This window comes from Planococcus dechangensis (genome assembly GCF_042654465.1).
Taxonomy (GTDB): Bacteria; Bacillota; Bacilli; order Bacillales_A; family Planococcaceae; genus Planococcus; species Planococcus dechangensis.
Map to the genome: position 1 here is coordinate 308,500 of NZ_JBHSGL010000002.1, position 17,030 is coordinate 325,529.

Annotated in this window: 20 protein-coding genes and 2 riboswitches; of the genes, 7 read left to right on the forward strand and 13 right to left on the reverse strand. The window is 51.4% G+C overall.

What is annotated here, in order from left to right; translation table 11 throughout:
* Positions 1 to 35: 35 nt before the first annotated feature.
* Genes pxpB through ACFO5U_RS02085 form a run of 3 tightly spaced genes read left to right on the forward strand, consistent with a single transcriptional unit; the run spans position 36 to position 2,465 of the window.
* Positions 36 to 734 carry a 5-oxoprolinase subunit PxpB gene (gene pxpB, locus ACFO5U_RS02075; protein WP_377276246.1) on the forward strand — a complete coding sequence of 233 codons (699 nt, stop codon included), beginning with the start codon at positions 36 to 38 and terminating at the stop codon, positions 732 to 734.
* Positions 718 to 1,692, forward strand: a complete 975-nt coding sequence (locus tag ACFO5U_RS02080; protein ID WP_377276248.1) for a 5-oxoprolinase subunit C family protein — start codon at positions 718 to 720, stop codon at positions 1,690 to 1,692. Before pxpB ends, ACFO5U_RS02080 begins: the two co-directional genes overlap by 17 nt.
* A 2-nt stretch (positions 1,693 to 1,694) precedes the next feature.
* Positions 1,695 to 2,465: a LamB/YcsF family protein gene (locus tag ACFO5U_RS02085; protein WP_377276250.1), complete on the forward strand. Its 771-nt coding sequence runs from the start codon at positions 1,695 to 1,697 to the stop codon at positions 2,463 to 2,465.
* A gap of 101 nt (positions 2,466 to 2,566) precedes the next feature.
* Here ACFO5U_RS02085 and ACFO5U_RS02090 read toward each other — a convergent pair whose 3' ends face one another.
* From ACFO5U_RS02090 to mtnK, 9 genes are all read right to left on the reverse strand, one after another.
* A complete protein-coding gene (locus ACFO5U_RS02090) occupies positions 2,567 to 3,241 on the reverse strand; it encodes a haloacid dehalogenase type II (protein WP_377276252.1) in 675 nt (224 codons plus the stop codon).
* The gene (locus tag ACFO5U_RS02095) at positions 3,238 to 3,864 is read right to left on the reverse strand and encodes an NUDIX hydrolase (protein ID WP_377276254.1); all 627 of its coding nucleotides are present in this window, start codon (positions 3,862 to 3,864) and stop codon (positions 3,238 to 3,240) included. Before ACFO5U_RS02095 ends, ACFO5U_RS02090 begins: the two co-directional genes overlap by 4 nt.
* Positions 3,854 to 4,324 (reverse strand): GNAT family N-acetyltransferase, encoded by a 471-nt coding sequence (locus tag ACFO5U_RS02100; RefSeq protein WP_377276256.1) that lies wholly within the window; start codon positions 4,322 to 4,324, stop codon positions 3,854 to 3,856. The genes ACFO5U_RS02095 and ACFO5U_RS02100 overlap by 11 nt, the downstream gene beginning before the upstream one ends.
* A gap of 21 nt (positions 4,325 to 4,345) precedes the next feature.
* A complete protein-coding gene (locus ACFO5U_RS02105) occupies positions 4,346 to 5,104 on the reverse strand; it encodes a hypothetical protein (RefSeq protein WP_377276258.1) in 759 nt (252 codons plus the stop codon).
* Positions 5,105 to 5,198: 94 nt separating this feature from the next.
* Positions 5,199 to 6,230, reverse strand: a complete 1,032-nt coding sequence (locus tag ACFO5U_RS02110; RefSeq protein WP_377276260.1) for an ABC transporter permease — start codon at positions 6,228 to 6,230, stop codon at positions 5,199 to 5,201.
* Positions 6,202 to 7,710, reverse strand: a complete 1,509-nt coding sequence (locus ACFO5U_RS02115) for a sugar ABC transporter ATP-binding protein (protein ID WP_377276262.1) — start codon at positions 7,708 to 7,710, stop codon at positions 6,202 to 6,204. Before ACFO5U_RS02115 ends, ACFO5U_RS02110 begins: the two co-directional genes overlap by 29 nt.
* 40 nt (positions 7,711 to 7,750) lie before the next feature.
* The gene (locus ACFO5U_RS02120) at positions 7,751 to 8,833 is read right to left on the reverse strand and encodes a sugar ABC transporter substrate-binding protein (protein ID WP_377276264.1); all 1,083 of its coding nucleotides are present in this window, start codon (positions 8,831 to 8,833) and stop codon (positions 7,751 to 7,753) included.
* Positions 8,830 to 9,891, reverse strand: a complete 1,062-nt coding sequence (mtnA, locus tag ACFO5U_RS02125) for an S-methyl-5-thioribose-1-phosphate isomerase (RefSeq protein WP_377276265.1) — start codon at positions 9,889 to 9,891, stop codon at positions 8,830 to 8,832. Before mtnA ends, ACFO5U_RS02120 begins: the two co-directional genes overlap by 4 nt.
* Entirely contained in the window at positions 9,888 to 11,078 is a 1,191-nt protein-coding gene (gene mtnK / locus ACFO5U_RS02130) for an S-methyl-5-thioribose kinase (RefSeq protein ID WP_377276267.1), read from the reverse strand. The genes mtnA and mtnK overlap by 4 nt, the downstream gene beginning before the upstream one ends.
* A 78-nt stretch (positions 11,079 to 11,156) precedes the next feature.
* A riboswitch (SAM riboswitch) is annotated at positions 11,157 to 11,310 on the reverse strand.
* A 316-nt stretch (positions 11,311 to 11,626) separates the two neighbouring features.
* Positions 11,627 to 11,740, forward strand: a riboswitch (SAM riboswitch).
* A gap of 70 nt (positions 11,741 to 11,810) precedes the next feature.
* Here mtnK and ACFO5U_RS02135 point away from each other — a divergent pair.
* From ACFO5U_RS02135 to ACFO5U_RS02150, 4 genes are read left to right on the forward strand one after another with little or no spacing between them, the layout of a single operon-like run.
* Positions 11,811 to 13,034: a 2,3-diketo-5-methylthiopentyl-1-phosphate enolase gene (locus ACFO5U_RS02135; RefSeq protein ID WP_377276269.1), complete on the forward strand. Its 1,224-nt coding sequence runs from the start codon at positions 11,811 to 11,813 to the stop codon at positions 13,032 to 13,034.
* Complete coding sequence (locus ACFO5U_RS02140; RefSeq protein WP_377276271.1) at positions 13,031 to 13,696, forward strand: 2-hydroxy-3-keto-5-methylthiopentenyl-1-phosphate phosphatase; 666 nt, start codon at positions 13,031 to 13,033, stop codon at positions 13,694 to 13,696. Before ACFO5U_RS02135 ends, ACFO5U_RS02140 begins: the two co-directional genes overlap by 4 nt.
* Entirely contained in the window at positions 13,693 to 14,307 is a 615-nt protein-coding gene (locus ACFO5U_RS02145) for a methylthioribulose 1-phosphate dehydratase (RefSeq protein WP_377276273.1), read from the forward strand. The genes ACFO5U_RS02140 and ACFO5U_RS02145 overlap by 4 nt, the downstream gene beginning before the upstream one ends.
* A gap of 20 nt (positions 14,308 to 14,327) precedes the next feature.
* Entirely contained in the window at positions 14,328 to 14,861 is a 534-nt protein-coding gene (locus ACFO5U_RS02150) for a 1,2-dihydroxy-3-keto-5-methylthiopentene dioxygenase (RefSeq protein ID WP_377276275.1), read from the forward strand.
* Positions 14,862 to 14,970: 109 nt separating this feature from the next.
* Here ACFO5U_RS02150 and ACFO5U_RS02155 read toward each other — a convergent pair whose 3' ends face one another.
* The 4 genes from ACFO5U_RS02155 to ACFO5U_RS02170 are packed head-to-tail and all read right to left on the reverse strand — an operon-like array spanning position 14,971 to position 17,028.
* Positions 14,971 to 15,321 (reverse strand): PilZ domain-containing protein, encoded by a 351-nt coding sequence (locus tag ACFO5U_RS02155; protein WP_377276277.1) that lies wholly within the window; start codon positions 15,319 to 15,321, stop codon positions 14,971 to 14,973.
* Between the two features lie 27 nt (positions 15,322 to 15,348).
* Positions 15,349 to 15,783 carry a YaaR family protein gene (locus tag ACFO5U_RS02160; protein ID WP_377276279.1) on the reverse strand — a complete coding sequence of 145 codons (435 nt, stop codon included), beginning with the start codon at positions 15,781 to 15,783 and terminating at the stop codon, positions 15,349 to 15,351.
* Positions 15,784 to 15,832: 49 nt separating this feature from the next.
* The gene (locus tag ACFO5U_RS02165) at positions 15,833 to 16,246 is read right to left on the reverse strand and encodes a DUF6115 domain-containing protein (RefSeq protein WP_377276280.1); all 414 of its coding nucleotides are present in this window, start codon (positions 16,244 to 16,246) and stop codon (positions 15,833 to 15,835) included.
* A gap of 23 nt (positions 16,247 to 16,269) precedes the next feature.
* Positions 16,270 to 17,028, reverse strand: coding sequence for a FliA/WhiG family RNA polymerase sigma factor (locus tag ACFO5U_RS02170; protein ID WP_377276281.1), 759 nt, complete (start codon positions 17,026 to 17,028; stop codon positions 16,270 to 16,272).
* Between the last annotated feature and the right edge of the window lie 2 nt (positions 17,029 to 17,030).

The following is a 17,030-nucleotide window of genomic DNA, read 5'->3' on the forward strand; positions in this document are numbered from 1 at the left end:
AATTATTTAGAATAATCTGCAGATGAGGTGAGCTTTTGGAATTCACATTTTCCCCTTTGAGTGAACACGCGATCGTCATCGAAACAAAGCCCATCATTGATAAAGAAACCGAACAAGCGGTGCGTAAACTAACATTATTATTGGACAGCCATCCACCGGAATGGATGATTGAATTTATCCCAGCTTTTACGACCGTCACCGTTTTTTATGATCCGCGCCGAATCAGGCGCGCTCAAGTTGAACAACAATTGCGCTTGCTGCTTGCTGATTTGGATGAGATCGAGGCGCCTGCTGCGCGCACCATTGATATACCGGTCCGCTACGGAGATACGTTCGGCCCGGATCTTGGCTTTGTAGCGAAGCATAACGGCTTGACCGAAGATGAAGTCATCGCCATTCACACCTCCGGCATTTATAGCGTTCACATGATCGGCTTTGCCCCCGGATTTCCTTTTATCGGCGGCATGTCCGAAAAAATCGCCGCACCGCGAAGAAAATCGCCGCGGCTGCGCATCCCTGAGCGCAGCGTCGGTATCGCCGGCACACAAACAGGCGTTTATCCGATAGAGACACCGGGCGGTTGGCAATTGATCGGCCGCACCCCGCTGCGCCTGTTCCTCCCAAACGAAGAAATTCCAAGTTTGCTGCGCGCCGGCGACAAGATCCGGTTTACGCAAATTACTGAAGCCGACTACCGCGAACAGGAGGCGAGGTCACATGCTGAACATTCATAAAAGCGGAGTGCAGACATCCATCCAAGACCTAGGACGAACCGGCTATCAGCGCTACGGTGTCATTGCAAGCGGTGTCGCCGATCCGTTTGCGCATCGCATCGCCAATTTGTTGGTCGGCAATGCTGAATCATCGCCGACTTTGGAAATTGCTTTATCAGGACCGACCATTGAGTTCGAAGCCGATCATTTTATCGCCATCTGTGGCGGTGACTTGTCGCCATCGCTCGATGGACAGCCGCTTGGAATGTGGCGCGGCCACTTTGTCCCAAAAGGCAGCATATTGTCTTTCGGTGAACCAAAGCGAGGAGCCCGCAGTTACTTGGCCATTGCCGGCAGCTTCGACGTCCCTTCTGTCATGGGCAGCTACTCGACGTATTTACGGGCAGGGCTTGCCGGCTTTAATGGGCGCGCACTGAAAAATGGGGACATACTGCATATCACTCCACTGTCCACTGAGCGTCTCGACGCATTAGTCCGTTCGCACGACCAGACAGCCGACTGGTTGATTCCCCCCGCTCGCTACTATCCGCAGCCAGTCATCCGGATGATTCCCGGCCGGCAGTTCCTACTTTTCAATGAAGAAAGCCGCCTGCACATCTTCCAAGAAGCGTTCACCATCTCAGTCGATTCAGACCGCATGGGCTACCGTTTGGAAGGCCCTGCTCTTGAACTCGAGAAGCCAAATGAATTGATTTCCGAAGCCGTCGCGTTCGGTTCGGTCCAAGTGCCGGCAGACGGCAAGCCGATTGTCCTGCTCGCCGACCGCCAAACGACCGGCGGCTACCCGAAAATTGGTCAAGTCGCATCGGTCGATTTGCCGCTGATCAGTCAGTTGAAGCCTGGCGAATCACTGAAATTCCGCGAAATAACCGTGGATCAAGCCGAACAGCTTTATCTCAAACAAGAACAGCAAATCCAACGATTAAAAATCGCCATCCAAGTAAAACGGGAGGAATAGATATGAACCACAAAATAGACTTGAATTGTGACATGGGAGAAAGCTTTGGCGCATACACGCTTGGCAACGACCAAATAATCCTCGATTACGTCAGTTCCGCCAACATCGCATGTGGCTTTCACGCAGGCGACCCGACAACAATGCGCGAAACCGTCAAGCTTGCCCTTGAGAAAAACGTCGGCATCGGCGCTCATCCCGGTTTTCAAGACCTTGCCGGATTCGGGCGCCGCCACATGGCCGTAAGCCCTCAAGAAGTTTACGACCTGATCATTTACCAAATCGGCGCGTTGTATGGTTTCGTAAAAGCGGAAGGCGGCTCTTTGAAACATGTGAAAGCTCATGGAGCGATGTACAATATGGCCGTGACCGATGCAAAAATTTCTGAAGCCATTGCAGAAGCCGTCTATAAAGTTGACCCCGAACTTGTTTTATTTGGATTATCAGGTAGCGAAATCATCAAAGCCGGTGGCAAGATCGGCTTGCGCACTGCCAACGAAGTATTTTCCGACCGAACTTATCAACCGGATGGAACACTTACACCGCGCAGCCAAGATAATGCACTCATCACCGATCCGCAAGAGGCGATCCATCAAGTCATCCGTATGGTCAAAGAGCAAAAAGTCATCAATACGGCAGGAAGCGAGACGGCCTTGAAAGCCGACACGATTTGTATTCATGGAGACGGCAAAACAGCAAAAGAGTTTGCACGACACATCTCCATCTCATTGGAGGAAGCGGGCATCGAAATTCATCCCATCGACAAAATTGTCTAACCCCTTGTTTGGCTGAATCTAAAAAACGCCTGCAACTGCTTTGGCTGGAACGAATCCAGTCGGTGCAGTTGCAGGCGTTTTTTCTCAACACTCACGTAAAGTTATTGTTTTTCCAACCATTCCGAAACACCATTCAAATCTTCGCATACGGTATCAGGCCGATTGTCGAGCTCTTCATTCGCTTGCCCGCTGCGGTTGACCCAGGCAGTTTGAAATCCGATGTTTTTCGCACCTTCGATGTCCCATCCGTTAGAAGACAAGAATAATACTTCTCCCGGATCCAGTCCGAGCTGCTCATGGGCATATTCATACGCTGCAGGCGAGGGCTTAAATTTCCGGATATCGTCGACGCTGAAGATGTCGGTAATTTGCCCGTGGATGGCAGATCCCGCAATCAATGGCTCGAGCATGTCCCGAGAACCATTGGACAAGACAGCGAGCCGCTTATCTCCATGTTCTGTTAAAAACGCCGGCACTTCCTCGTATAACGACAGCGCTTTATACTCTTCCATCAACGCGTCTTGCTGCGCTTGGTCAGTCGGCAGCCCCAGTTCGTGCAGTGCATGAACAAGGGCATCGCGCGTCACTTCGGAAAATGGCTTGTACGTTCCCATGACTTCGCGCAAGGTGGAATACTCCAATTGCTTTTTGCGCCACAACTGGCTGAGTTCCGCGCCGTTTCTTCCGTATAAACTTTGTGCTTTTGCGGCAACTGAATGGACATCGAACAATGTGCCGTACACATCAAAAACCAATGCTTTTACCTTGTGGTTCATGCCATCAATTCCTTTCGAATGCGAATCGCCACTTGCTCCCAGTATGCCGCTTCGTGCGGTACCATATCAGACAAGCCGATCCGCTTGCGGAAGACTTTCCTGCCAGTTGGCGTTTCGTAAAAACCGTTTATGTGGATATGCTCGACTCGCTTCGTGCAGAGTTCAAAAAATGCATGGAATTCAGCGGACGCCACGCCCGCCACTTCCTGCTGTTGCAGGCTGTATTCCTCCAGCGCCAGTTGTGTTGCTTGATACAAATAGACATGCGCACGTTCACGGTCGATGAAGCCAGGAAGCGAAATTTCGTCATGGATGATTCCAAGCGGCGCGAGTTCGGCAAGGTTGAGCGATAAGCCAAGCTCCTCTTCGATTTCCCGGACGCCGTCTTCGACCGCTTCATCTGCTGCGATATGGCCTGCTGCAGTAATATCAAAAAGGTCTGGAAAATCCGTTTTCTCTGAGCTTCTCAATTGGAAATGGATTAATGGGCGACCCAGTTCACGGGTCACCACCCAGCAATGAAAAGTATTATGCCACAAGCCGCGGGCATGGATATCCTCACGGCTTGCAACGCCAAGAAGCGCACCGGATTCTGCGACATGCGCTATCTTTTCAATAGCCATCGCGCAACCTCCAAAAAACCAAATCGCCAGCTTGGGCCGTCCGTTCAAAGCCGAGTTTCTCGAGCACACGGATCGAAGCGGCGTTGTCCTGATAACATTCTGCCGTCACTTCGCGCACTTCCGGAAACGAAAAAGCCCAGTCGATCAATCCTTTCACGCCTTCTGTCGCATAGCCCAACCCTTGGCGATCGTCGCTCACGCTATAGCCGATTTCCACTTTTCCGGCTTTATCGAATCGCCCTTTAAACCCCATATCCCCTATCGGCGCGCCGCTTTCGTCAAAAGCGATCCACGCTCCCCAGCCAAGCAGCTGCGGATCCTGATTCAACTCATGCAAATGCAGACTGATATGCGGCCCCAGTTCGTAACTGCCGTAAAGCGTACGGTATAACTCCTCCGTTACCGGCACGAGCTTCATCCGCTCTGTCCGGATTTCTTTTGCAGTCGAGTTGGTATTCATACGTTTTCCCCCTTGCCTTGTTCATTCCAAGCTTTTGTAAAATGCCAGCGCGAATTCCACGATGTCCCGGTCATAACCCGAGCGAGCGTGAATGCGCTCAATCCAAGCATCCAAAGACGGGGCAGGCTCTTCGTTGATCAAGCCGGCCGTTGTGCTGAGTTCACTCTGCCAGCTGTTGAACTCCCAATGCGCCAATTCTCCTTCATGCGCAACCCGCACTTCAATCATCGGAGTTTTGCCCAGCTGATGCTGTGAATATTCTGCTGCCTGCCAAAACTCTGATAAGTCGACGGGGTCGAGTGAATATTTCTGCACCGACAATTTGCCTCCCGGCCGCTGATAAATAACGGTCAATCCATCCGGTTCAGCCGATAATTGAACAGCCGCGCCGGGGAAAAACCCTTGTTGCGGCGCATCTAAAAATGCCTCATCTTGCGTTTCCGCCAAAATCGGCTGTATCCATTGGTCCCCTAGGTCACATAAAAAACGCCGTCCGCTTTCATCAATGGCCAGCACCGCTGCATGCCCTTGTTCTGTGCCAAGTTTTGACCCGATCGGATAGGCTTCGATACCCGCCGCACGAAAATCAGTCAGCAACCACAACGCGAGGTCAAAGCAATTGCCACCGAGCCCATATGCCTTGCGATGCTCGCGCATTTCTTCCACGCTACGCTGCTTTTTCACACCCGCCTGCTCGTAATGCCAGGCCTTCACTAAATTATCCATCGGCAGCCCGTCAAAGCACCGCCATACACCCAAGATATCTTCACCAGCCCGCATCGCCCGACCCCCTCTCCTCATCCATCTTCCTTTACTTTCGATTCGAGACATCTATATTCCTGCATGAAAAAAAGGAAGGCCAGAGCCTTCCTTGCTAAGTTTTGGCGAATCGCCTTTTTGCGTATACATAGGTTACCGCCAATGCGGCGACGAGCACGCCGCCTTTAATGATGTCGAACGCATAATAAGGCAAGTTCTGAATCGTCAGCCCGTTTAGCAAGATCCCGATCACCGCTGCACCGAAAAACGTGCCCAGCACATTAGGCCTGCCGGCTCCAAGTACGGCGTATCCGACAAATACCGCGGCCACTGCTTCCATCAGCAGCGGCGCTCCTGCATCAATCTGACCTGAGCCGACGCGTGCTGTAAACAAAATACCCGCCATCGATGCCAGTGCACCGGAAACGATATAAGCGATTGTTTTGACCTTCTTGACATTGACGCCCGATAAGGTCGCCGCTTCCGGATTGCCTCCGGTCATGTAAAACACACGTCCCCATCTTGTGTGCTGGAGGACCACATAAGCGACCAAAACGACAGCGAGCATGATCCACACCGGCACCGGCAAACCGAATAAATGCCCTTGCCCGATCCACAAGAATGCAGAAGACATCTCCCCAGGCGCTGTGCCTCCAGACGTCAGCGGCATATAATTGTAAATCGAATAGCCTTCCGTATACGTCCGGTGCAGCCCCGCGACGATGTACATCATGCTAAGCGTCGCCAGTAAATCCGGAATGCCGATGATGACGATCAGAAAACTATTGAGCAAGCCGACGAGCACACCGATCACCAGCGGCAACAACAGAACGAGCCACAGTGGCAGATCGTACCAGACCATCAGTGAAGCCGTGAACACCGTCGACAGAGACATCGTTGAACCGACAGAGAGATCAAAACCATCCACAACTAAAGTGAACGTAACCCCAAGCGCCAACAAGGTGACGATGGAAATCGAACGCAAGATGTCGGTGAAGTTGCCATAGCTGAAAAAGGCGCTGCTAATGGAGCTGAAATACAAAATGATGATCGCGAGTAAACCGATCGCTCCGTATTTATAGAGAAATCCGATGACTTTCTCTTGAGTTGTGTGCTGTTTAGACAGCTTCTTCTCCACCGCTTGCATATAACAAAATCCTTTCCTGGGTCGCTTGTTCCCTTGTTAATTCCTTGACGATGCGGCCGTCGCACATGACCAGAATGCGGTCGGAGATGCCGAGCGCTTCTTGTATTTCGCTCGTGAAGTATAAGCAGGACTTCCCGCTTTCCGCCAGCTCGCGAATCAAATGGAAAATGTCCACCTTCGCTCCGATGTCGACGCCTTTTGTTGGTTCGTCAAACAAATACAAGCGCGAATCCAAAGACATCCATTTGCCGATCGCCACTTTTTGCTGGTTGCCGCCGCTCAAATGCATGAGCGGTGTTGTCGTATCGGAAGTTTTGACTTTCAGTTTTTCAATAATCGACTGGGCAAATTGCTGTTCCTGTGCTTTTTTCATGAACAAACGCCCAGAAAACTTGCGCAAATTCGGAAAACTGGCGTTCGTTTCAATCGATTCATGCACGAAGAGCCCTTCTTTCCGCCGTTCTTCGGGAATGAGCGCGATTCCGGATTTGATCGCGTCAGCTGGATGCTTCAAGCGCACCGATTGGCCGCCCAATGCGATTTTGCCGCAGACGTTTTCTGCGGCGCCGAAGAGCGCTTTGGCAAGTTCGGTTTTTCCCGCTCCCACTAGCCCGACGATGCCGACGACTTCACCTGATGCTGCCGTAAATGAAATCTCTTTCAGTTTCCTTCTATCAGACAAAGCTTCCACTTTCAGCAAGGTATCTTGTACGGCATGTTCCACGTGCTGCAATTCACGGCTCAGTGCACGCCCGAGCATCGCTTCGACGACTTGCTGCTGTTCGGCTTCTGCTGTATTGAACGCAGCAACATGGCGGCCGTCGCGCATGATGGTGATGCGGCTACACAGCTCGAATACTTCCGGCAAGCGGTGCGAGATGAAGATGCAGCCGACGCCTTGTGCGCTGAGCGTGCGGATGACCGAAAACAGTTTGTCCGCTTCGTAGACCGAAAGCGGGGCAGTCGGTTCATCAAAAATAATGACTTTCGCTGAATGGACAAGCGCACGGGCGATCAGCACCAATTGTTTGTCCGCCAAGCTCAATTGCGATACCTTCTGCTCCACATCGATATGTTCGGATTGGAGGCGCGACAGCACTTCCCGCGCTCGTCCTTGTATTTTCCGCTTGGAAACAAACAAGGGGCCGGCTGCTGCAAAGCTGTCGAGCAAGATGTTTTCAGCGACGCTCAACTCCGCAATGAGCGCTGTATCGACTTCCTGATAGACACAATAAATGCCGTTCTTTTTCGCCGCTTTTGGTGAATTGAAACCGAGTTCTGTGCCATCTAGCCGGATGCTTCCGGCGTCTTGCGGATAGACGCCCGATAACACTTTGATCAATGTACTTTTGCCGGCGCCGTTGACGCCAAGCAAGGCATGAATTTCACCGCGCTCCAGCGAAAATGCCGCTCCGTCCAAGGCTTTGACAGGACCGAAACTTTTCGTGATCGCTCGCATCTCCAATAACTGGCTGCCCATCCGCTCGCCTCCTCTCCCCGAAAATCAGTAACGCTCGTCGTCAGCGCCCTTCTAGTTCTTCTAGTGCGGGTGTGTATCCTTGCTCACTCGCGCCCCAGCCTTCGATGTATTCGCCCAATTGTTCTGTCGTCACGGCTGTCTCCGGCAGTTTGTCCGCATCGATGAAAATCGGTTCGAGTGTCACTTGCTCTTCCGGAGTCTCCCCGCCGATCAATTGATATGCATAACGCACTTGGATGCGCCCGATATCCTCCGGGTCAACTGCAGCCGATGCAGCCCATGGACTGCCGTCTTTTTGGATCATCTGCAAATCTTCATCACTCATATCGATGCTGTACACTTTGATGTCGGTGCGCCCTGCTTGTTCAATGGCACGCACTGCGCCTTTGGCAAATTCATCCCATGCTGCCCACACCGCTGTAATCTCGCCTTCTTCAGGGTATTGTTTCAATACCGCTTCCATCTGCGCTTGTGTATCGAGCGCCGTGTTTTGTGTCGCGGCACCGAATGCCGTCACTTCCTGGATGCCTGGGTTGTCAGCGAGAAACTGTTCGTATGCCACTTGGCGGCGTTCCATCGGCGCAAAACCGGCTGTCCAAATCTTGACGATATTCGCTTCCCCACCATGGTCCGCAGCCAATTTTTCCAGCGTCAACTCCGCCATCAACTGATCGCCCTGTTCGAGCGACACCACGCCGTCGACATCGACGCCTGCATCAAAGGCGACAACTGGAATACCCTGTTCCACTGCGCGTTCTACGCCTTGATTCAAGGCTTCTTTCGTTCCGTGGTCGATCAGAATGGCATCAAACCCTTGGTTGATCGATGCATCCAAGTTGGATGCCATTTTCGCGAGATCGCCGTCTGAAGTGAAGACCGTCACGCTGCCGCCGAATTTGGCGACCTGCTCTTCCACGCCGGCAATGTATTGCGCGGAAAAAGTGCCGAGGTTTTGCTGCATGATGAGTGCGACTTTCTTGTCTGAAAGCGGATGGTCCGCTGCCGCTTCCTGGTCGTCTGGAGCCGTTTCTTCTGCGGTCGCTTCCCCTTTGGGCTGACAACCTGAAAGCAAGATGGCGAACACTAATCCGAATAAAATGAACCATGCTGATTTGTTTTTCATATCGTTTCTCCTTTTGATGGCACCGCATAAAGCTGGGCCTCGATAGTTTGTTCATCATTCGGGCGGATGACGCCGCGTTCGGTGATGATCGCCGTAATATACTTTGCCGGTGTGACATCAAAAGCTGGATTGAACACTTTCGTTCCGGCCGGTGCGATTTGTTGCGTCCCGATCGCTGCCACTTCTTCCGCCGCCCGTTCTTCGATCGGGATAGAACTGCCGGTTTGAAGAGAGAGGTCGAATGTGGACACCGGGGCCGCTATATAAAAAGGGATGCCATATGCATGCGCGAGAAGCGCCAAATTGAGTGTGCCGATTTTATTAGCCGTGTCGCCGTTTGCCGTAATGCGGTCCGCGCCGACGATGATCGCTTCGATTCCTTTTGCGCCAATCGTGTGTGCCGCCATGCTGTCGGTGATGAGCGTGACGTCGACTCCTGCCTGCTGCAATTCCCAAACGGTCAAGCGCGCCCCTTGGAACAGCGGACGTGTTTCGCATGCGTACACTTCGAACTCGCGGCCGCGCTCTTTGCCGAGATGAAACGGTGCGAGTGCAGTGCCGTATTTGGCTGTCGCGATCGATCCCGCATTGCAGATTGTCATGACTTTTTCTTTCTCTGCGAGTAACTCGAGTGCATGTTCGCCGATACTGCGGCATGCCGCTTCGTCTTCATCGCGGATCAGCTGCGCCTCTTCGATCAGTTGCGCTTTTCCTTGCTCAACTGTTCTTGACTGATCGATGCGACTGACTAACCGTCCGATCGCCCATGCCAGATTGACCGCTGTCGGGCGGGAGGCGACAAGATAGGCTGCATCTTGTTTTACATAATGGCGGAATAAATCGATGTCTATCGTGTGGTGCCTCCTTGCCGCAAGTGCCAAGCCATAAGCGGCGGCAATGCCGATCGCCGGTGCTCCGCGCACTTTCAGCTGGAAAATCGCTTCGTGCACTTGTTCCAAAGTCTCGAGCGTTTCATAGTGGACCGTCTGCGGAAGCAGTCGCTGATCCAAAATGGCCAGTTGTTCATCTTTCCAGATGACCGATAATGGAATGGTCATTTGCTCAGCTCCTTAATCGCCGCTTCCAGCTCAGCAATGGACTGATAGCTCCGGCGCGTTTGAATCAAAGTTTCACCGGCTTTCAAGGTTTGCCGCTTGCGGTCGATTCGTGTCGCTTCATCTGCAATATCATCCAAGTCGCGGACATGCGCCAAGCCGATCGTCCGGCGGATCAATTCACATCCGGCAAAGCCAATCGCATCGTGGAAGATTTTTTCGATGGCGTATTCGCGGTAGCCGGCCGTCGTTTTATACGTTTCGATTCCGTCGCTTTCCCATAAGCTTGAAAACTGCTCTTCGAACACTTGCCACGTTTGGGTGATGTCTTGCACAATCAGTTCACGTTCTTCGCCGCTGCGGGTAATCGCCTGGACGATCAAATTGGCGAGAAACAAACCGATATCAAAGCCAATCGGCCCGTAGAAGGCGAACTCCGGATCGATGACCTTCGTATCGTGTTCGTCGACGAAAATGCTGCCGGTATGCAGATCGCCATGTAAAAGTGCTTCCGCTTCCGTCAAAAAGCTGCGCTTCAGTTTGGCCACTTCGAATTTCAGCGGCTGGTTGTCCCAAATTTCCTGTGCCGCTTCGCGCAGCGGCTCTTCGAAATCATTGGTGTCATGGTCGAAAAACGGGTCGGTGAAAATGAGGTCTTCCGTAATTTTGCACAGCTCCGGATTGGAGAACTCAGCCGCAAGCCGCTTTTTCTCAAACGGATGCAAACCGAAATCCGACGTGTAGAACAAGGTGTGCGCCAAATAACCGCCGATATGTTCCGCAAGCTTCGGGTAATGCTTGGCGTCGATCAACCCGTTGCGTAAAATCGTCAATTGCGATAAGTCTTCCATGACGGTGACAGCAAGCGCAGCATCCGTCGCATAAACTTCCGGCACACGGCCTTTCGCCAGTTTGCCGTGCAACTTCAAGGCATTCGCTTCAATGGTCGCGCGGTGAAGCGTCAGCGGCCAGCTTTCGCCGACGACTTTCGCATAAGGCAAGGCCTGTTTGATGATGAGCCCTTGCCCAGTGGCAGAATCGCTAATGCGGAATACATAATTTAAGTTGCCATCGCCGATTTCTTCGCATAACAGAGAAGCGGATGTCGCAAAGACTTCCAACTCCTGTGCCAGCGCAATTGCTTCTTGTTCAGTCAGTGCTTTATATGTAGACGGTGCTGTAATGGTCATATGGTTTGCCTCTTTTCTGTAGAATAATAAAAAGCCTCTTTCCCGAAAGAAAGAGGCGCAGAATAAGAGATCCCATGCCTCTTATCTCTCAGAAATGTACATTTCTGATGGAATTAGCACCGTGCCTTAAGGGGATCAAATCCCGGCGCCAAAGCGCCCCGTCTCACAACGGTATTACGGTCGGTTGCTGGGCGTCATCGGGCCATTCCCCTCTGCCTGCTCTTGATAAGAGTACTACTATGCAACATTATGAAGTTCTGAAACGAATGCTAGCATGATTCTGAATTCATTGTCAATAAAATATTTCGAAAAAATGAAAATCTTTCCGCTAAAGGCGAGTCCGCTACTCGGGTTGTCAATGTAACCAACCCACCACTTGGTCTTCCGTTGATATGCCGTACTGCTTGGATCGTCGATTAGTGGACGAACAAACTTCCCGAAATGACGTCAGGATATTTTTCAGATATTTTTGATATTGTCCGTTGACAGATGCTGCCTATCATGAAATAATCAGAATTACTTTGCAACACCCACAATTCCATATTCTATTCTTATTCAGAGCAGGTGGAGGGACAAGCCCTACGAAGCCCGGCAACCGGTCCAATGATGGACACGGTGCTAATTCTTGCAGCCAACGCAATTGATTGGCTGGGAAATAAGAAGGCGTTAATCATTAACCTCTTCTTGTTTATGAAGAGGTTTTTTTATGTCCACTAAGCAGGAGGGTTATTCATGAGCGGTGTTATCGCGACATATCAATTATTCGGCAAAGCCGGTTCATTCGAAAAAAAAGCAGAAGCCATTGCACTCGGTCTGACGGTCGGATCGTGGACCGATCTGCCATTGCTCGAGCAACAGCAATTGCAACAACATAAAGGGCGCGTCGTGTCGGTCGAAGAATTTTCGCACATCACCCACCCCGTACGTCCAGGCGTCATTCAAGCCCATTTGAAAATCCATTACCCGGCGGCCAATTTCTCAGCGGATCTGCCGGCTATTCTGACAACCGTCTTCGGTAAATTGTCGCTCGACGGCGAAATCAAATTGATCGACTTGGAATTTGAAGATTCCTTGCTCCGCCAGTTCCCGGGCCCACGCTTTGGCATCGACGGCATTCGTGAATTGCTCGGCGTCAGCGAGCGCCCGCTCGCCATGAGCATCTTCAAAGGCGTCATCGGCCGCGATCTCGATTATTTATCGGCACAGCTTCGCCAACAGGCACTCGGCGGCGTCGATTTGGTGAAAGACGATGAAATTTTATTCGACAATCCACTGACACCGTTTGACCAGCGCATCGCCGCAGCGCGTCATGTATTAGACGAAGTATACGCAGAAACCGGCCACCGCACGCTCTATGCCGTCAATTTATCCGGACGGACATCGAGCCTGCGAGATAAGGCGCGGCGGGCGCGTGAACTCGGTGCGGACGCTTTACTGTTTAATGTCCATGCCTACGGATTCGACGTCTTGCAGGAGCTGGCTGAAGATACGGAAGTAGCATTGCCGCTAATGGCGCATCCAGCGTTCAGCGGAGCGTATACTTCATCCGATTTTTACGGCGTTTCCACTGCGCTCGCACTCGGCAAATTGACACGCTTGGCCGGGGCCGACTTTAGCTTGTTTCCCTCCCCTTACGGCAGTGTGGCACTCGAGAAAGAAACAGCGTTGCAGCTCGGGCGTGAACTGGTCAGCGACGGCCCATTAAAGCGCAGCTTCCCGGTGCCATCCGCCGGCATCCACCCGGCACTTGTGCCGCTGCTGTTGGAAGATTACGGCATCGATAGCATCATCAATGCTGGAGGCGGCGTCCACGGCCATCCGGACGGTGCTGCTGCCGGCGGCAAAGCGTTCCGCCAAGCGATCGACGCCGCACTGCAAGGACAGGCTTTAACAGAAGCCGCCAAACAACAGGAAGAATTACAAAAAGCTTTAGTACTATGGGGTGAGACCGTATGAACAAGCCAGTAATATTTTGCGACTTCGATGGAACGGTGACTTCCCGCGATAATTTGATCGCCATTATGAAAGAGTTCGATCCGCCGGGTTGGGCGCCGATAAAAGATCAGATTTTAGATCAGCGAATTTCCATACGCGAAGGCGTCCAGCAAATGTTTTCCTTGCTGCCGTCTTCCACCAAGCAACAAATCATCAACTATGCGCTCGAACAAGCGGAAATCCGCGAAGGCTTCGCCGATTTCGTCGCCTATACGAAACGCCATGATATTCCGCTCTATATCGTTAGCGGCGGCATCGATTTTTTCATCTACCCATTGCTCGAGCCATACGGTCCATTCGCTGGCATTTATTGCAACGAAGCGGATTTCTCGGGCGATACAATTCACATTAATTTCCCGCACGGATGCGACGACCAATGCGACAGCCAAGGCTGCGGATGCTGCAAGCCGTCCGTCATGCGCCGTATCATGTCGGAGCCATCGACGAGCATCGTTATCGGTGACTCCATCACCGACCTGCAAGCCGCCAAGCAAGCGGATCTCGTCATCGCCAGGGATTTCCTCGTCGACAAATGCGAGGAGCTCGGCATTGCCTACGAAGCATTCGAAAGCTTCCACGACGTGACGGATATTCTCGACGCCAAGCTAGGGGTGATTTCATGAGCGCTTACGACACCCGCTGGCAAGAGCTCGCCGAAGTGAAACGGGCACTCGCCGCGCGCGACTGGTTCATGGGCACGAGCGGCAATTTGGCGATTAAAGTGTCGGATGAGCCGCTTGAATTTCTCGTCACCGCCAGCGGCAAAGACAAATACAAGGAAACAAACGAAGATTTCCTGCTCGTCGATGCACACGGACAGCCCGCACAAGCTAGCGCGCTCAAGCCTTCCGCCGAAACTTTGCTGCACCAAGCCATTTATTCAAAAACATCAGCGGGCTGCAGCCTGCACGTCCATACCGTTGCCAACAACGTCATCTCGGAACTATATGGTGATGAGGGAGTCATCCAATTCCAAGGCCAGGAGCTCATCAAAGCGTTCGGCTTATGGGAACAAGATGCCACACTGTCGATTCCGATCATCCCGAACCACGCCGACATCCCAAAGCTTGCAGATGAGTTCAGAAACTTCGTCAACGCCGATAAAGGCGCTGTCCTCATCCGCAACCACGGCATCACCGTGTGGGGGACAGATGCTTTTGAAGCAAAAAAACTGCTAGAAGCAAGTGAATTTCTATTCCAATACCAGTTGGCGCTCCGCCAATTGCAATCTTAAACAAGAGAGGAAGATCTATCATGGCCATCATCAAAATCCAAGGAACAGACGAAACGATTGAGTCCCAACAAGAGGTTGCCGTATTCCTCGAAAGCCAGGAAGTCGTCTACGAGCATTGGGATATCAATAAATTGCCGGAGCCATTGCGTGAGAAATTCGATTTGAGCGACGAGGAAAAAGAACAGATCCTTGAAGCATTCCGTTCGGAAATCGATGACATCTCGGCGCGTCGCGGCTACAAGGCAGCAGACGTCATCTCTTTGTCCGACTCGAACCCGAAGCTCGATGAACTGCTGAAAAACTTCCAGCGCAAGCATATCCATACAGATGACGAAGTGCGCTATATCGTCAGTGGCCACGGCGTCTTCATCATCCAAGGCAAAGACCAACGCTTTTTCGAAGTCCATTTGACTCCGGGTGATTTGATTTCCGTACCGGAAAACATCACGCATTATTTCACGCTCGCCGAAGACCGCAAAGTCGTCGCCGTGCGCATCTTCGTCACCACGGAAGGATGGGTTCCGGTCTACGAGGACGAAACCGTCAAAAACTAACAAAACAAGCAAAAAAGACATGCCTCCTGTTAAAGGGGGCATGTCTTTTTTGCTGTTGCTTGGCATTGGATTGATCGAAAAGAATAGTATTTATTGAAAAAGAAGCGTTTCAATCATTCAATACACTTTTGCGTTTGCGGATTTGATATGTATTCAATTGCTGGAACAGCCTGGAGGAAATATGTTGGCCGATCTTAAATTCCACACCGTATTCAAAATACGGTTCTTTCACCAGCTTCCGTACGATGCGCCCTTCTAGCTGAAACTCTTCATCCAGCAACTCAAAATTGCATAGCACTTGTTCATAAAGCGCAAAGTCGAGGCTTGCAGTAAAAACCAATCCTCCCGCACTCATATTGCCAATATCGACGAGCACTTCTTCTTGTTCCGGCACCACCACTTTTCCGCTGATGGCACGGATAAAGGATACCCGAAAAAATTCCCTGCGGTTATCGTCCACGTTGTCTCTCCCTTTCTGCCTTTACTGTTACATATACAAATTAAGCAGCAAGCCTTTAATTTCCCCTACCGTATCCAGTATCCCAATATATTCCACTTCATTATCCAGCAATTGATCTTGAAGCGCAATCACTTTTTCATCGATTACTTTAATGATTTGCTGCGGTGGTGCACTGTTTCCAAATCCTGACGGCGCCTGGTCGGCCAATTGGATGCCGTGGCGCAGCGATTCACTTAGAAACTGCTTGATAGCTTGTTTATAAGCAACCAGATTTTCCAATGTCCGATGTTCTGCAAGCCGTCTGCCTTGGATTTCGACATGCGTGAACAATGGCGCCAATGCATCGCGGCGCAGCTCGATACGGGATTGCTTCATAGCTTGGGCAAAGGCGCCACTGGCCGGTTTGGCCGCTGCAGCATTCGGGTGTTCCGAAGCCAATGGCCTTGTTGCATCTATGCGCATATGAGTTCCTCCAGTTAGCCCGCATTAACGGTCTATTTGACGTTTTATTTTAGTGAATATGCCTTTTCTTCTCGATCTGGACAGCAACTTCCACTTCCCCGATCTTCACATCCAGTAACTTGGCAATATGGGCTGTGGAAAATCCTTGTTTAGTGAGCTGGCGGATTTTTTCACGGCGGCTCACCTCCACTTCAGGTTTGCTGACGAGATGAAGCGCCGTTTGCGGCTCAGTTGTTTCCTGCTGTGGCTTCGATAAGCGCTCTAGTTTCGCTTCCGTCTCCTGCAGCCGCTCCATCAACTTGTCGTAAAGCGCCTCATTTTCCTGTTCAACAGCTTCGACGAATTCCCCCATCGCTGCCTCCAGCCGTTCGGATTCCTCTTCAATCATCCATTTCCTCGACATCATCAATTTGATGTTCATCAACAACAATAAGGTGCTGACTATTATAAGCAAACTTGCCATGCGCTGTCCCTGCCTTCTGTTCTTTAATAATGTTCGTGAACCGATAAGATCGCCGCATGCAGCCTCAGCATCGCCTTGGAATGCAATTGTGAAATTCGGGAGACGCTGAGCCCTAGAATTTCCGCAATTTCAGTCAGTTTCATTTCCTCGAAATAGCATAAAGACACAGTCAGTTTCTCTTTTTCCGGCAATGACTCAATCGCTTTGGCCAATGCTTCTTTGATTAGCCGGTCTGTCAGCTGGCGATCAGGAGAGCCTGCTGCCGACTGCGGCATTTGATCCTGCAAGTTCAAGTTTTCATCATCCATCGACAACATGGCTGACAAAGCAGCTTCTGAGACAGCCCGGTTCAATTCAGCCGTCGTCATGCCAAGATATTCGCTCACTTGTTGATCGCTGACACTTTCTTCGTGCTGTTGCTCCAGTTCGGCGTACGCTTTTTCGATCTTTTTCACCTTTTCCCGGAGCGAGCGCGGCAACCAATCACTTTTCCGGAGGCCGTCGATGATCGCTCCTTTGATTCTCCATGCAGCGTAGGTTTCGAACTTCCAGTCTTTTTCCGGCTTGAATTTATCGAGTGCATCCAACAAGCCTTCATAGGCATAGCTTCGAACGTCATCTTTGTCGACGGTTTTCGGCAAGTTGATCAGAAAGCGCTGAATCACGTAATCGACCAAAGGCAAGTATTTGGCGACCAAGTAATCCCCTGCCTCTTGATCCCGTTGCTGCTGCCAGTTTTCCCATTGCTGCAATTCTCCATCCGACAATTTCTGATTGACCAAGC